This is a genomic window from Mycobacterium sp. NTMscope_MAC_12 (assembly GCF_976985675.1).
Genome location: NZ_CDRJYY010000001.1, coordinates 4,590,475 through 4,605,939 on the forward strand (window position 1 = coordinate 4,590,475; position 15,465 = coordinate 4,605,939).

11 protein-coding genes and 1 pseudogene are annotated in these 15,465 nt (G+C 68.9%); 7 read left to right on the forward strand and 5 right to left on the reverse strand.

Annotated elements, in window-relative coordinates:
* Positions 1-3: 3 nt before the first annotated feature.
* Positions 4-2,649 carry a GH92 family glycosyl hydrolase gene (locus AC0KS4_RS21235; protein WP_238956876.1) on the reverse strand — a complete coding sequence of 882 codons (2,646 nt, stop codon included), beginning with the start codon at positions 2,647-2,649 and terminating at the stop codon, positions 4-6.
* Positions 2,650-2,849: 200 nt separating this feature from the next.
* Between AC0KS4_RS21235 and lpqN the strand changes: the two genes are divergently transcribed.
* Together lpqN and AC0KS4_RS21245 are read left to right on the forward strand one after the other, a co-directional pair.
* Positions 2,850-3,518 carry an envelope biogenesis lipoprotein LpqN gene (gene lpqN / locus AC0KS4_RS21240; RefSeq protein ID WP_238956877.1) on the forward strand — a complete coding sequence of 223 codons (669 nt, stop codon included), beginning with the start codon at positions 2,850-2,852 and terminating at the stop codon, positions 3,516-3,518.
* Positions 3,519-3,557: 39 nt separating this feature from the next.
* Positions 3,558-4,043 (forward strand): hypothetical protein, encoded by a 486-nt coding sequence (locus AC0KS4_RS21245; protein ID WP_238956878.1) that lies wholly within the window; start codon positions 3,558-3,560, stop codon positions 4,041-4,043.
* 4 nt (positions 4,044-4,047) lie between these two features.
* On the opposite strand, the gene AC0KS4_RS21250 is transcribed toward AC0KS4_RS21245, so the two are convergent.
* The 3 genes from AC0KS4_RS21250 to galT form a co-directional block, all read right to left on the reverse strand.
* Entirely contained in the window at positions 4,048-4,749 is a 702-nt protein-coding gene (locus AC0KS4_RS21250; protein ID WP_225329406.1) for a PAS and ANTAR domain-containing protein, read from the reverse strand.
* A gap of 198 nt (positions 4,750-4,947) precedes the next feature.
* On the reverse strand, positions 4,948-6,039 hold the full coding sequence (locus AC0KS4_RS21255) for a galactokinase (RefSeq protein WP_225329407.1): 1,092 nt from the start codon (positions 6,037-6,039) through the stop codon (positions 4,948-4,950).
* Positions 6,036-7,121 carry a galactose-1-phosphate uridylyltransferase gene (gene galT / locus AC0KS4_RS21260; protein WP_238956879.1) on the reverse strand — a complete coding sequence of 362 codons (1,086 nt, stop codon included), beginning with the start codon at positions 7,119-7,121 and terminating at the stop codon, positions 6,036-6,038. Before galT ends, AC0KS4_RS21255 begins: the two co-directional genes overlap by 4 nt.
* Positions 7,122-7,269: 148 nt before the next feature.
* Between galT and AC0KS4_RS21265 the strand changes: the two genes are divergently transcribed.
* The 3 genes and pseudogenes from AC0KS4_RS21265 to AC0KS4_RS21275 all read left to right on the forward strand — a co-directional run bounded on the left by AC0KS4_RS21265 (position 7,270) and on the right by AC0KS4_RS21275 (position 11,996).
* Positions 7,270-9,495 carry an FUSC family protein gene (locus AC0KS4_RS21265; protein WP_238957392.1) on the forward strand — a complete coding sequence of 742 codons (2,226 nt, stop codon included), beginning with the start codon at positions 7,270-7,272 and terminating at the stop codon, positions 9,493-9,495.
* Positions 9,496-9,578: 83 nt separating this feature from the next.
* Positions 9,579-10,829, forward strand: coding sequence for a cytochrome P450 (locus AC0KS4_RS21270; RefSeq protein ID WP_238956880.1), 1,251 nt, complete (start codon positions 9,579-9,581; stop codon positions 10,827-10,829).
* Positions 10,826-11,996: pseudogene (locus AC0KS4_RS21275) on the forward strand (FAD-binding domain). Before AC0KS4_RS21270 ends, AC0KS4_RS21275 begins: the two are co-directional and overlap by 4 nt.
* 7 nt (positions 11,997-12,003) lie before the next feature.
* Here the strand turns inward: AC0KS4_RS21275 and AC0KS4_RS21280 are convergent.
* Positions 12,004-12,867, reverse strand: coding sequence for an alpha/beta fold hydrolase (locus AC0KS4_RS21280; protein ID WP_225329410.1), 864 nt, complete (start codon positions 12,865-12,867; stop codon positions 12,004-12,006).
* A 109-nt stretch (positions 12,868-12,976) separates the two neighbouring features.
* On the opposite strand from AC0KS4_RS21280, the gene AC0KS4_RS21285 reads away from it, so the two are divergent.
* On the forward strand, positions 12,977-13,864 hold the full coding sequence (locus AC0KS4_RS21285) for an NYN domain-containing protein (protein WP_238956881.1): 888 nt from the start codon (positions 12,977-12,979) through the stop codon (positions 13,862-13,864).
* A gap of 274 nt (positions 13,865-14,138) precedes the next feature.
* A complete protein-coding gene (locus AC0KS4_RS21290; RefSeq protein ID WP_238956882.1) occupies positions 14,139-15,458 on the forward strand; it encodes a hypothetical protein in 1,320 nt (439 codons plus the stop codon).
* The last annotated feature ends 7 nt before the right edge of the window (positions 15,459-15,465 follow it).

The following is a 15,465-nucleotide window of genomic DNA, read 5'->3' on the forward strand; positions in this document are numbered from 1 at the left end:
GCTTCAGGAGTTGCCGGATCCGGCCTGCGTGACCACGAAAACCGTTGATCTGCGCGCGTTTTGGCCCACTGTGGTGGTCAGATACACCAGGTGGTAGTCCTCGGGCACCGACTGCGCCACCGTGATCGGGACGGACACCGCGGCCGATCCCCCGTCGCCGAATCGGCCGGGCGTGGGCGCCACGGTGATCCCGGCATCGGACGACGTGCCGGAGACCGTGTAGCCGTCAGGGACGTCGGGGCCGTCGATCATCCGTTGCGCGTCGAGGGTGACCGTGCCGGTGTGCCCGGGCGCGATCGTCACGACGGGTTGGGCGACGTTGACGGTCAACGCCGAACTGCCCGCCCCGAACGACGGTGGCGCGTCCGCTTCGCCTGTGCCCCAACGCTTGTCGGGGTAGGCGGCGAGTGAGAACGCCAGCGAGGCGCCGGTCGTGATGGCCGACTCCGGCAGTGACGTGTGCTCGGTGGGCTGTCCGTCGATCTTCAGGCCGCTGATGTAGGTGAGGTGGTGCGGCCCCGACGCACCGGGGGCGGAGATCCGGAGGAATTTGTTTGCCGGCAGCGCGATGTCGATTCGATCGAACAGCGGTGCGGCCACGGTGAGGATCGGCGTGCCCGGGCTGGCCGGGTACAGGCCCAGCGCCGCCCACACGTACCAGGCGGCCAGCGCGCCCAGGTCGTCGTTGCCGGGTTCCCCGTCGGCGGTCGGCGCGAAGAGCCCACGCACCCGATCGACCGTGCGCTGGGTCTTCCACGGTTGACCGATGTAGTTGTACAGCCATGGCACACCGAAACTCGGCTCGTTGCCCGCCCACAGGTAGGGCTGGTTGGGGCCGACGTTGAGCTTCTCGGTGAAGCGATCGAGCCGGTCCGCCACGGCCGCGCGGCCGCCCAGCGCGGCCACCAGGCCCGCGACGTTTTGCGGCACCGACCAGACGTACTGCTCGGCGTTGCCCTCGTCGTACCCGACCTGACCGAAGTTGTCCGGGGACACCACGACCGCGGGGCCGGGGCGGAAGAACCCGCTCCAGCTGCGGGGCACCACCGACCGGGTGGTGGGATTGAACAGGTTCTGCCAATACTGCGAGCGATTCCGGAAATCCGCGGCGGTCGCGGCGTCCCCGAGTGAGTCGGCGAATCGGGAGATGGTGAAGTCGTCGATCGACCACTCCAGCGTGATCGAGGCGTCGGCGATCCAGCCGTTGCGGCCGAATTCCAGGGTGAACGGCGCGTAACCGAACCGCAGGTACGTGTCGATGCCCGGCCGCTCCACGTAACCGGCCAGCCCCACCCCGCCCTTGGTCGCCCCGTCCACCATGTAGCGCAACGCCGCGCGCACGTCGAAGTCCTTGGCCCCGAACGTGTTCAGGTTGACGATGAACGGCACCACGCTGTCCCCGGTCATCTCGCCGGTCGCGGCATTGGCGAACGCCCAGCGCGGCAGCGAGCCGCTCTGCTGTGCGTCGTTCACCAGCGATTGCGCCATGTCGCTGGCCCGGCCCGGAAACAGCAACGCCTGCAACGCCGCCAGGCACCGGTAGGTGTCCCAGTCGGAGAAGTTGGCGTACTGCGTGTGGCCCGCGGCCACGGTGCGGATGGCGCCGTCGAACCCGACGTAGCGCCCGTCGGCGTCGTTGAAGGTGTTGGGGTGCAACAGGGATCGGTACAGGGCGGTGTAGAAGGTCGTCAGATCGTCGCCGTTGCGGCCGGCCACCGTGATGCGGGACAGGGCGGCGTTCCATTCCCGCGAGGCCGCGGCGCGCACCTCGTCGAAGCCGGCCGCGTCCTCGGCCGCCAGGTTCGCCCGCGCCCCCTCGATGCCGACATAGGAGATCGCGGTCCGCACCTCGAGCACCGAGCCGGCCGGGAACTCCACGTAGCCGCCGCTGTAGGGCGCGTTCGCGCTGCGGGACCCGGCATAGACCGTGGCGCCGTCCCAGGACCCGTACGCGGTGAACGGCCGGCTGAACTTCATGGCGAAATACACCGTGTAGGCGTTCGGCTTGTCGCAGAACCCACCGCTGGTGGCCCACCCGGTGATGGTGGTGTTGTCCTCGCCGATCTGGATGGTCGCGCGGGAGTTGCCCGCCAGCGACGAGCCCGAGCGCACCTGCAGCAGGGCGGGGCGGCCGTTGCGCGGGTAGCTGAATCGCCCGACGCCCGTGTGCGCGGTGGCGGTCAGCTCGGCTTTCACCCCGCTCTCGGGGAACCGCACCGTGTAGTAGCCGGGCACACCCTGCTCGGTGTCGTCGTGGGCGATCGTCTCCCAGGCGTTCCAGGGCTGCGGGCCGACGCCACCGGTGACCGGAAGCATCGAGATATCCCCGAACGCAGCGCATCCCACCGACGCGTGGGTCATGCTGAACCCGGTCGAGCGCGGGTTGTCGTAGTTGTAGCCGGCGTAGTTGCCGACGGTGTCCGGCGAGTACTGCACCATCCCGAACGGCACGGTGGCGCCGGGGAAGTTGTTGATCTCGCCGACCGTCTCGCCGCCCGTGCCGGTGCCGATGAGCGTCGCGACGTGATCGACCGGATTCGCCACGAAGACGGGCGGGCCGTCATACCCCTTCGGCGGGGCCGCCGCGATGAAGGTCATGAAGACGGCCGACGCCGCGATGACCGCAATCAGCGCCCTTCGTGACCGCATAGAAGTCTCTTACTCCGATGACGACCGTTCAGCGGTGCATTGCGGGGGCGTTTCCGCCATGAATTGACTGACGAGCGGCCGGCGCGGCACGGGCAGCAAAATGTCTAAAAGATACCGGCAAACTTGCGGCACATTTCGGCTACTGTCATCCAGCGTGGCTGGCGATGGTATCGGCCCAATTCTCGGGAAAGCTTGGATAAATGAAACGCTTGCCCCTAGCAACCATCTCCTTGGCGCTGAGTTTTGCGCTTGTCGGTTGCGGCCACGACCACAAATCTGCTGACAAAACGACTGCGTCGACATCCACTTCCTCGGGGACCTCGTCGCAGACCAGCGCGGCACCGGCGGCGAAAGCCAACTACACGATCGCCGACTACGTCAAGGACAACAACATCTCGCAGACGCCCGTCCACCACGGCGATCCCGGTCCGAACGTCGACCTGCCGGTGCCCCCGGGCTGGCAACTCACCCAAGACTCCGGCACCTCGTATGGCGGCATCGTGCAAAGCCAGCCCGCCAATCCCTCCGATCCGCCCACCATCGCGACACTGTTCTCCAAGCTCACCGGCAACGTCGACCCGGCGAAGGTCCTCCAATACGCCCCGGGCGAGGTGCAGAATCTGCCCGGATACCAAGGCCAGGGTGGTGCTGGTTCCGCGTCCACGCTCGGCGGTTTCCAGGCCTGGCAGCTCGGCGGTACCTACCAAGAGGACGCCAACACCCGCGTCAGGGCGCAGAAAACGGTGGTGATCCCCGCCCAGGGGGCGGTCTATGTGCTCCTGCTCAAAGCCGATGGCCTTCAGAGCGATCAAGCCTCGTTGATCGACGCCGCCATGGTCATCGACGAAAAGACCACCATCACCGGCTGAGAAGTAGGCGGCGGCCCCGCGGGGCTCTACGGTAAACGCATGGCAGAGCAGTCATATGCGGTCGATGCCGGGCATCCACCGTCGGCGCTATTGCGTCTGATTAACCCGGTGATGGGGTTTTTGCTGCGCAGCCCCTTCGCCGGCGCGGCGCGCAAGCAATTCATGGTGCTGAGTTTCACCGGGCGCAAGACGGGACGTCCGTATTCAATTCCGTTGAGCGCGCACCTGATTGACGGCCAGCTTTACGCGCTGACCAGCGCGCCGTGGAAGCAGAACTTCCGCGACGGCGGCCCCGCCCACGTGGTGTACGACGGTGAGACGACCGCGATGCGCGGCGAGCTCATCCGCGACCGGGCCGTCGTTTCCGATCTCTTGGTGCGCGCCGCCGAGTCGTATGGCGTGGCGCGCGCGCAGCGCGTGATCGGATTGAAGTTCCGCGATCACCGCATGCCGACCCGCGACGAGTTCGCCGAGGCGGTCGACCGGCTCCACCTGGGGGCGGTCCGGCTGAGCGCGGCCGGCTAGCCGCTCAGCCGGTGGCGTCACCGGGATGACGATCGCCGCCGGGCGCCCGCAGGTGCGCGGCGCGCAGACACCGGTCGAAGCGCGAACGCGCGGTGATGACTTCCTTGCCCAGCGCCGTGAAGTCGTCGGCGATGCGTTGGGCGAGCAGCCCGAGCTTCGTGTTTTTCGATTGGGACAGCGTTTTGAGCATGGTGAAGGCGGCGTCCTCGTCGATGCCGTAGACCAGCATCAGCATCCCTTTGGTGCGGTCGATGACGCCGCGGCGCCCGGTGATCTCGGCGACCTTGGCGCTGATGGATTCCTCGCGGGTGCGGGTGGGCGGCGGCGTGACTTCGAGGTAGAAGCCGTGTGTCCCGACGACCTCGTCGTTGTCGTCGCAGAATCGGTCCCCCACCACGATGACGTGGTGGATGAGGCCGCGGGTGTCCACGATGCGATGCCGCACGCTGAACGCCTGACGACGCCTGATCATGTCGTTGATGCCGTCGACCACCTGGGGGCGGTCGGCCGGATGTTTGTGCGACAGCACCAGCTCGGTGGTCGGTGTCACGGTGCCCGGTTCGTACCCGTGCATGCGCTGGACCTGGTCGGACCATACCCAGCGGTGACCCTCGAAATAGAAGCGGAACCAGCCCACGCGCTGCGGGGTGGCGCCGGCCAAAGCGCGCTCGATCGCTGCCGCCTGGCTGTCTAATTCCCAAGCCACGGTGGTCGTTTCGCGTCGACGGCAAGTGGGCGGGCGGCAGCGGCCGTCGGCGATCCCGGATGGGTCGCTGACGCCCGGACGGGAAAGTCGGCACTGCACGCGCAGGAGTGGGCTACCCCCATGGCCGAGAGGTTACAGTTTCTGACCGGTGGTCACCGCGGAATCGAAAAATTGCCGGGCGAGTAAGTTTTGGCTCGCTCACTCGGCCAAACCCGCGCCGGCGGCCGCCCGGGTCCGGGTGACGATGGGTGGTTCGAAGCCGGCGTCGACCACGGCGCGCCGCACCGACTCGCCGACCGATTCGGCGTGCTCGATCGGCACCAGCGCGATCACACAGCCTCCGAATCCGCCGCCGGTCATCCGCGCCCCCAGCGCACCCGCGCGCACCGCGGCATCCGCGATCAGGTCGATGCGTTCGGTGGTGATGTCGAAGTCCTCGCGCATGGAGGCGTGTGAGGCGGTGAAGATCCGCCCCGCTTCGGGATAGTTCGAATCATTCAGCGCGGCAACGCAATCGATGACCCGCCGGTTTTCGGTGAGCACGTGACGGGCGCGACGGGCGTCGACCGGGTCACGCACGGCGGCCAGGTCGGCTGACGCGCGATCGCCCACCTCGCGCAGCGACGAGGCCCCCAGATCGGCGGCCGCGCGCTCGCACGACTGCCGGCGCGCCGCGTAGTCGCCGCCGGCATGGCTGTGACGCTCGCGGGAGTCGATGAGCAGCAGCGCCACGCCGGCGGCGTCGGGGTCGAAAGCCACCGGCGTGACTTCGAGGGCGGCGAAGTCGATCAGCACCGCCGTCGCCGGCCGGCCGAACAGCGACGCCAGCTGGTCGAGCAAACCCGTTGGGGCGCCGACATACTCGTTCTCGGCCCGCTGGGCGAGCCGGGCCTGTTCCTTGCGGTCGATGCGCACCCCCGCGGCCGAGGCGATCGCCCCCAGCGCCGCGCATTCCAGCGCCGCCGAGGAGGACAGGCCCGAGCCCATTTCCACGTCGCTGGTGATCGACATCGTGCCGCCGGGCACCGGGTGATTCGCCTGGCGCAGTGCCCACATCACCCCGGCCACATACGCCGCCCAGCCGGTCACCTCCCCGGGGGCGGTGCCGATCGCGATGCGCACCGGGGCGTCCGCGCGGTCACTGGTCACGGTGATCGCGTCGCCGGGGCCGGGCGTGAAGGTCGCCACCGTGCGCTGCGGCAGGGCGATCGGCAGCGAGAAACCCAGGTTGTAGTCGGTGTGCTCGCCGATCAGGTTGATCCGTCCCGGCGCGCCGTACCGCACCGTCACTGCAATTCCCGTAACCGCCGGGCCACGCTTTCGGGGGTGACGTCGCCGATGAAGGCGTCCATCGCCGATTCCGAGGCCGCCAGGTATTTGAGCTTGGTGGCGCTGCGCCGGATGGACATCAGTTCGACGTGGAAGTATCCGTCAGTCTGGTCCCCGGCACCGGAATACTGGTGCAGCGCCGAAATGTAGGGCAGCGGGGTGGAATACATCCGGTCGAAGCGCCGCAGTACGTCGAGATAGACGGCCACGAACCCGTCCACCTCGTCCTCGTCGAGGCCTAACACGTTGGGCACGAACCGGTTCGGGTAGATGTGCACCTCGACCGGCCAGCGCGCCGCGAACGGCACGAACGCGGTGAACACGTCATTGCGCGCGACGATGCGGCCACCGTCGGCGACCTCACGGGCCAACAGGTCGCCGAACAGGTTGCTGCCGTGCCGTTTTCGGTGTGCGCGCGCCTGCTCCAGCATGGCGGCCGTCCGCGGTGTCAGATAGGGATAGCCGTAGATCTGGCCGTGCGGATGGGTCAGCGTGACGCCGATCTCCTCGCCGCGGTTCTCGAAGCAGAACACCTGCTCGATGCCCGGTGCGGCCATGAGGTCGGCCGTGCGGTGGCGCCACGCGTCGACCACCAGCCGCGCGTGCGCCGGCGTCAACGCGACGAACGAGCCGGTGTGGTCGGCGGAAAAGCAGATCACCTCGCAGCGGCCAGGCGCCGGGGCCGACACGAAGCCGTCGGCGTCGCCGGGGTCGGGAAGCGGCGTCGCGGCGCCGGACAGGCTGGGAAAGCGGTTCTCGAACACGACGACGTCGTAGTCGGGGGCGGGCACCTCGCTGGTCAGCCCGGTCGGGCCCGGGCACAGGGGGCACGCCTCCGGCGGCGGTTTGTAGGTGCGGTCCTGGCGCAGGGCCGCGATGATCACCCATTGGCCGGTGGTCCGGTCGAACCGCAATTGCGACTGTTCGGCTGTGCGCGGCGGCAGGGGCCGGCGGTCCTCGACCGGCGCCGGACGATGCCCGGGCAACGAGAAGAACAGCAGGTCACGGCCGTCAGCCAGCTTCGCTCGCGTCGGCCCCGTCACGATGTCGAAGACTAGCGTGGTCAGGTATGTATCCCGGCGAGCAGACACAGAATCGCATGCAAGATGGCATGAGAGTGCGATTCTGCGTCTGCTCGCGGATATGAGGGGGTCCCCGATAACTGTCCTGTACGAACGCGCCCGCAACTGGGTGATCGGCTCCGATCCTGGCTTGCTTCGGCTGCGGATGGCGACTCGGACAACGGCCGCGCTGGGCCTTTCACTGCTGGTCCTTTTCGTCCTCACCAGGGCGACGGGACAACCCCTGACCGTCGCGCTGCTGGGCGTCGTCATCACGATGGTCGCGTCGCGATCCGTCAACGAGCCCGACCCCCGCCAGCAACGAATCACCATGGCGCTGTTGCCCGTCCCCGCCGCGGTGGCCATCACCGCCGCCGCGCTGCTGGCCCCGCACGTGGTGGCCAGCGACGCCGTCTTCGTGGCGATCGTGTTCACCGCGGCCTACATCCGCCGCTTCGGGGCGCGTGGCAGGGCCCTGGGGATGGTCGCGTTCATGTCGTACTTCTTCACGCTGTATCTGCGGGCCCGCGTCTCGGAGCTGCCCTGGATGATCGGCGCGGTCGCGGTGGGAACGGTGTGCACCTACGTGATGACCGCCTACGTGCTGCCCGACCGGCCCGAGCGGGTGCTGCGCGCGACCATCCGGGCGCTGCGGGCGCGGATGGCGATCGTCATCGACACCACCGCCGAGGCGGTGCGCACGGGCCGCCTCGACGAACGGCGGCGGCGCCGCATGCGGGCGCGCACCATCCGGCTCAACGAGACCGCCCTGCTGGTGCAAACCCAGGTCGAGGACAAAGCCGATCCCGGCGCGCTGTGGCCCGGCGTCACCGTCGAACAGCTGGCCCCGTGGCTGCTGGACGCCGAGCTGGCCATCGAATGGGTCGCCACCGCCGGTCGGCGGGCGGCCGCCGTGGCGGGCGAGGCCCCGGAATCCATCCCGCTGCCCACCCGGGTCGCGCTCGTCGACGCGCTCTCCCAGCTGGCGCGGGCGATCCGCCTGCCCGAACCCGAGGGGCTGCGGCGGGCCGCCGGCCGCGCGCAACGGCTGCTGGACGAGCGGCCCGGCGCCGCTGAAGCCGCGGCCGACGACGACCCGGGCGCCACCGCCGTCCGCCGCCTCGCCCTGGCGATCATCAACGCCGCGGGGGCGACGTCCGACGTGCGGGCGATCGTCGACCGGATGGCCGCCGGCGCCCCCCTCGACGACGCCGGCGGCGAGCGCCCGGCGGCGGCCGAGCGCACCGTGCCGGAGGAGGCCGCCGACGAAGTCCGTCCCGCCGGGCTGCTGCCGACCACCCGGCAGGCCATCCAGGTCTCCGTTGCCGCCTCGCTGGCCATCGTCACCGGCGAGCTGGTCTCGCCGGCGCGGTGGTATTGGGCGGTGATCGCGGCGTTCGTGATCTTCGCCGGCACCAACTCGTGGGGCGAGACCCTGACCAAGGGCTGGCAGCGCCTACTCGGCACCCTGCTCGGCGTGCCCGCCGGCGTGCTGGTGGCCACGCTGCTGACCGGACACGAAATCGTCGCTCTCGGCGGCATTTTCGTGTGCCTGTTCTGCGCCTTCTATTTCATGACGGTCACCTACAGCCTGATGACCTTCTGGATCACCACGATGCTGGCGCTGCTGTACGGGTTGCTCGGCCAGTTCTCCTTCGGCATGCTGATGCTGCGGATCGAAGAGACCGCGATCGGCGCCGTCATCGGGGCGACGGTGGCCGTCGTCGTGTTGCCGACGAACACCCGAACCGCGATCCGCGCCGACACCCGCGCCTTCCTGACGAGCCTGGCGGCGCTGATCGAGGTCTGCACCGCCACCATGTGCGGGGAGGACGCCGGCGCCAGCCCGTCCGAGCGGGCGCGTCAGGTCGATCGGGAACTGCAGCAGTTCCGGGTCACCGCCAAGCCGCTGTTGGCGGGGGTCGCCGGACTCGCGGGCCGGCGCAGCATCCGCCGCGCCCTGGGCATCTTCACCGCGTGCGACCAATACGGCCGCAGCCTGGCACGCAGCAGCGAGCAGTATCGGGCCCCGGTCGGGTCGCCGCTCGCGTCGAAGCGGGCCGAGGCGTTTTCGGCGGCCGCCGCCCAGACGCGGCGCAACATCGAGGCGTTGCAGGAGGCCATCGAGGGTGGTCACGCCCCGACCCTGGTCTCGGCGGCCGACGATCTCGACGCCGCGGAGACCCTAGCCCGGCACGAGGACGGCGACGGTCACGGCGGCGAATCCGGGCCCGACACCCGGCGATTCCTCACCGCGGTGCACGCGCTCCGCCAGATCGAGCGGGCCGTCATCACCGCGGCCACCAATCTCGGTGGCCGCGAACGTGTCCAGGCGGCCAGCCTCGCGTCGCGCTGACGCCTTTGCTACCGATCGCGCGCGCACGCGGCTACCATCTTGCTAACCGCCGCGGTCCGTAGCCACAGCCGAGGAGAAATCCCATGGCCACACCGAACCTTCCGCCGGGCTTTGATTTCACCGATCCCGACATCTACGCCCAGCGGTTGCCGGTGCAGGAGTTCGCCGAACTGCGCGCCACCGAACCGGTCTGGTGGAACGAGCAGGCGCCGGATCAGGGCGGGTTCGGTGACGGCGGCTACTGGGTGGTGACCAAGCACCGCGACATTCGCGACGTCTCGCTGCGCAGCGACGTGTTCTCGTCGGCCGCCAAGTCGATCGTGCCGCGTTACCGGGAAGACTTGGCGGCCGGGCAGATTGAGGCGGGCCGGGCGTCGATGATCATGATGGACGACCCCGAGCACAGCCGGTTGCGCAAGATCGTGTCGCGGGCGTTCACGCCGCGCGCGGTCGAGCGGCTGCGCGCCGAACTGTCCGAGCGGGCCCGGCGCATCGTCGCCGAGGCCGCCGCGGCGGGGTCGGGCGACTTCGTCCGCCAGGTGGCCTGCGAGTTGCCGCTGCAGGCGATCTCGGCCCTGCTCGGGGTTCCGCATGAGGACTACGACAAGCTGTTCGACTGGACCAACAACATGATCGGCAGCGACGACCCGGAGTTCGCCGGCAACGACGCGCTGACCTCGGCGGGCGAATTGATGTGGTACGCCATGCAATTGGCGGCCCACAAGGCCGAGGAGCCCTCCGAGGACATCGTCACCACGCTGATCCGCGCCGATGCCGAGGGCCAGCGCCTGTCGGAGGCCGAGTTCGGCATGTTCGTGGTGACGCTGGCCGTCGCCGGAAACGAGACGACCCGCAACTCGATCACGCAGGGAATGATGGCCTTCACCGACTATCCGGACCAGTGGGAGGTGTTCAAGGCGCAGCGGCCCAAGACCGCGGCCGACGAGATAATCCGTTGGGCCACACCGATTACCGCGTTTCAGCGCACCGCGCGCGAGGACACCGAGCTCGGTGGCGTGGCCATCACAAAGGGCCAGCGGGTGGTGCTGTTCTACCGCTCGGCCAACTTCGACGAAGAGGTCTTCGACGACCCGTTCACCTTCGATGTCCTGCGCAGCCCCAACCCGCACCTCGGTTTCGGCGGCACCGGGGCGCACTACTGCATCGGCGCCAATCTGGCCCGCATGACGATCGACCTGATGTTCAACGCGCTCGCCGATCGGCTGCCCGACCTGGCCCCGCTGGAAAACCCGGAGCGCCTGCGGTCGTCGTTCATCAACGGCATCAAGCACTGGCACGTCGACTACCAAGGCAGCCGCCCCGTCGCGTCATGAGAGTCGCCATCAGCGGTGCCGGCGTGGCCGGGGCGGCGCTCGCCCACTGGCTGCACCGCACCGGCCACACGCCGACGCTGATCGAGCAGGCCCCACGGTTTCGCACCGGCCGGCTACATGATCGATTTCTGGGGCGTCGGCTACCAGGTGGCCCAGCGGATGGGCATCGAAGGGCAGCTCCGCGCCGCCGGGTACGAGATGGAACGGCTGCGTTCGGTCGGCCCGCGCGGCGAGATCAAGGCCGACGTGGACGTCGACGTCTTTCGCCGGCTCCTGGGCGCCGACTTCACCAGCCTGCCGCGGGGCGATCTGGCCGCCGCGATCTACGCCACCATCGAGGACAAGGTCGAGACCATCTTCGGCGACAGCATCGCCACCGTCGACGAGCACGGTGACGGTGTCCGCAGCATCACCCTCGAGGGCGGCGGCGCGCGCGAATTCGACCTGCTGATCGGCGCCGACGGGCTGCACTCCAACGTGCGGCGCCTGGTCTTCGGGCCCGAGCGGGAATTCGAGCGCTACCTGGGCTGCAAGGTCGCGGCCTGCTTGGTCGACGGCTACCGGCCGCGCGACGAGCTGGCCTACGTCACCTACGCCACACCCGGGCGGCAGCTGGCGCGTTTCGCGCTGCGCGGCGATCGCACCACGTTCTTGTTCATCTTCCGCGCCGACCACGGCGACGCCGATCTTGCGCCAAAAGAGCAGCTGCGCAACATCTTTGACGGCTGCGGCTGGGAAGCCGACGACATGCTGGCCGCGCTCGACGACGTTGATGAGCTCTACTTCGACGTCGTCAGCCAGATCCACATGAACCGCTGGTCGCGGGGGCGGGTGCTGCTCATCGGGGATGCGGCCGGATGCATTTCGCCGCTCGGCGGTGAGGGCACCGGCCTGGCGATCACCGAGGCCTACGTGCTGGCCGGCGAACTCGCGCGCGCCGGGGGTGACCATCGCCGCGCGTTCGACGCCTACGAGGCGCGGCTGCGTCCGTTCATCGAGAGCAAGCAGGCCGGCGCGGCGCGGTTCATCGGGTTCTTCGCCACCCGGACCCGATTCGGGCTGTGGTTCCGCAACCTCGCGCTGCGCACCATGAATTTCTCCCCGATGACAAGGCTTCTCGCGGCCGACGTGCGCGACGACTTCGCGCTGCCCGACTACGGCATCTAGCGACCGATCACACGCTCGGCTGCCGACTTTCGGTGTCGCGGCGCTCGCCCGTGGCGATGAAGTCCTCGATCAGCTCCACCACCTGATCCGGCGCCTCCACCTGCGCGAAATGACCGACGTCGGGCAGGATTTCGAGCCTGGCGTCGGTACGAGCCTCGTGCGCGGCGTACGCATGATCGACGGGAATGATGCCGTCGCGCTCCCCCCAGATCGCCATGACCGGCAGATCCTCACGCAGCGAGAGTCTGTTGAGCGCGCTGACCGCCTGGCCCCGGTAGTCGACCACCGACCTCAGCGTTCGCAGGAACGACTGCCGCGTCTGGCCATCCGACAACGACGAGTAGGCGCTCCACATCTCGGCCCCGCGCGGCGACTGGATGCCGGCGCTTCTCAGCAAGGACCTGAGCTTGTTGCCGACGGACAGGACGGGCGTGGGCGCGATGATCGGCAACACCAGCTCCGCCCCGGGCGCCGAGAGCAGCCGCAGCACCCATCCCACGTCGGGACCGAGGCCGCCGCTGCTGATCAGGATCAACCGCTCGGCGTAGTCGGGATGCTGATAGACGAACTGCATGGCGACACCGCCGCCGAGCGAATGACCGACCACGGTGGCCTGGCTGACACCGAGTTCGTCGAGGAAATCACGAAGCCAGACCGCAAACGCGCCCAGCGAGTAGTCGGTGCGGGGCTTCGCGGATTGGCCGTGGCCCAGCAGGTCGGGCGCGACGATCCGGAACTTCTTCGACAGCCGCGGTATCACGGATCGCCAGGTCTCCGAACTCCCCGCCATGCCGTGGATCAGCAGCAACACTTCGCCGTCACCCTCGTCCCGATAGGCGACGCGATCACCGTGCAGGTCCAGGAACTTCATCGCACAGGTCTACCCGCTCCGGCCGCGTTCACCGCAGAGTCGCGCCAAATCGTGACGAAAAACGCGTGCGACGCGGCCTGTGCTGGCCGACTCGGCAATGATCTAGTGCATGACCGAACCGGTTGCAGCCCGCGTGGCCGTCTACCTCGACTTCGACAACATCGTGATCTCGCGGTACGACCAGATTCACGGGCGGAATTCGTTCCAGAAGGACAAGGCCAAGGGGCTCGAGCAGCATTCCGATCGGTTGGGCCGGGCGACGGTCGACGTCGGAGCCATCCTCGACTTCGCGTCGTCGTTCGGCACCCTGGTCCTCACCCGCGCCTACGCGGACTGGTCGGCGGACATCAACGCCGGGTACCGCGGCCAGCTGGTGGCCCGCGCGGTCGACCTGGTGCAGCTGTTTCCCGCGGCGGCCTACGGCAAAAACGGCGCCGACATCCGGCTGGCCGTCGACGCCGTCGAGGACATGTTCCGGCTGCCCGACCTGACCCACGTGGTGATCGTGGCCGGCGACTCCGACTACATCCCGCTGGCCCAGCGCTGCAAGAGGCTGGGCCGGTACGTGGTGGGCATCGGGGTGGCCGGCGCGTCGAGCCGGGCGCTGGCGGCCGCGTGCGAGGAGTTCGTGGTGTACGACGCGTTACCGGGGGTCCCCGCCCTCGACCGCGAGCCGGCGCTGGCCGACGCCGACCCGCCGAAGCGGCGCGGCGGGCGCACCAAGGCGGCGCAGGCCGAGGAGCCGGAGCCGCCCGACGCGCAAGCCGCCGCCACCGCGCTGCTGACGCGCGCGCTGCAGATCGGCCTGGAAAAAGACGACGTCGACTGGCTGCACAACTCCGCGGTGAAGGCCCAGATGCGGCGCATGGATCCGTCGTTCAGCGAAAAGTCTTTGGGTTTCCGGTCATTCAGCGATTTCCTGCGTTCGCGCTCCGACGTGGTCGAGCTGGACGAGACGTCGACGACCCGGATGGTGCGGCTGCGCGCGCAGGACTGAGGGGCGCGGCCCCGCGTCGCGGCAGCCGATGCTCAGACGCTCCGGGCGTCGAGTGTGCGCTCAGGGATTCGCGTGTGAATCCACGGCGTGGAGTGGGCGCCCAGGGCGACGACACGCCGAGCGCGGCCACCGTGGCTTCACAGCGGAAGCCGTAGCTTCACACCGGACGCCACGGCTTCACACCGCCGCCACGGCTTCACACCGCCGCCAAGTCGCGGTGGCGTCGGGCCGGCTTTACGCTCCTGGGGTTACACGAACTTCACGGGGGTTTTCGATGCGTGCAACCTGGGGCCCGGCGGTCGCGGCGGTCGCCTGCCTGGCCCTGTCGTCCTGTTCGGAAACCGTGTCGGCGCCCCCGCTGACCCCCACCTCGCCGACGGCGGCGTCGAAGACCAGCACGCGTGCGGGACCCGCCCCGATCACGGGCCCGCTGGAAAAGGACTGGAAAAGCTACGGCGGCACGGCGTATTTCGGTTGCCCGCAGACTTTTTCGGCCGGCAAATCCGCACTCGACGACATCCGGCCGAAGATCTTCGACCCGAAGACGGGGCAGTACGTCGCGCCGGCCATCCCCACGATCCCCGCCGGGGAGAACCTCACCGGCGCCATGTGCGCGCTGACCGGCGCCGACGCCGACTTGAAGGTCGTCTACGTCGTCACGACCGCCAAGCCGGCCCGGGCCCCGGCACCCGAAACCTCAAGGACCACCGCGTATTCCTACGACCGGTCGTCGGGCCGGCAGGTCGCCACCAAAGAACTCCAGCCGCCTAGTCCCGGCCTGACGTTGACCGCGCCGAAGGAATGGGGACTAGCCCCGACCGCCTCGGGCGTGGCGTGGGTGAACGCCTTCACCGACGGGCACGCCGCCGCGTCGCCGCCCCGGACCGTGGTCCTGTCCGGCGCCGACCTGTCGATCATGTGGGACGACCCCCAGCCCGCCCGGGCATGGCAGGACGTCCTTGCGTTTCAACGCAACACCGAGCCCGCCAAGACGTCGGGAGCCGAGCTGCGCCGCCCCAACGGGGAGGCGATCTATCAGGACAACGACGTGCAATCCGTGGACGCCGAATTGCGCGACGGCCCCGACACACTGGTGAAGCTCACCAGCCGGGATGCGCACAACCCCCGGGCGATGTCGACGATGTTCTACGACCTCAACGCCAAATCCCTGATCAGGATCGGCGATTCGGATCGGATTTCCGGCGGGGGGCTGAGCGCGGTCTTGTCCGACGGGAAACTGTTTGTCGACGGGCACAATTCGGACGACTCCTCGTTCGGCTTCGGAGTATGGAACCTGCGCAGCCAACAGTGGGACTTCCTCAAGAGCCGGGACGACGCCAAGAAGCTGTCGATTTCGAGGCTGGCGTTCTTCGAAGACCACCTGTACCTCACCGGCACCGGCGGGACGTTCTCGGTAATCGCCCTGCCCGCAACGGATCCCGTCGCGTCCGGCTGGTCGACGCGTCCGTTCGAGCGGTTATCCGGGTGGACGCTGGTGTGCCGCGGCGAGACCGCGCCGTCGTCCAACGGCGAGTGCAAGGAGATCGTCATGGTGCAAGACCAGGACGGCCACTACCCCGGGCCCTGGTTCTGAGTTCGGC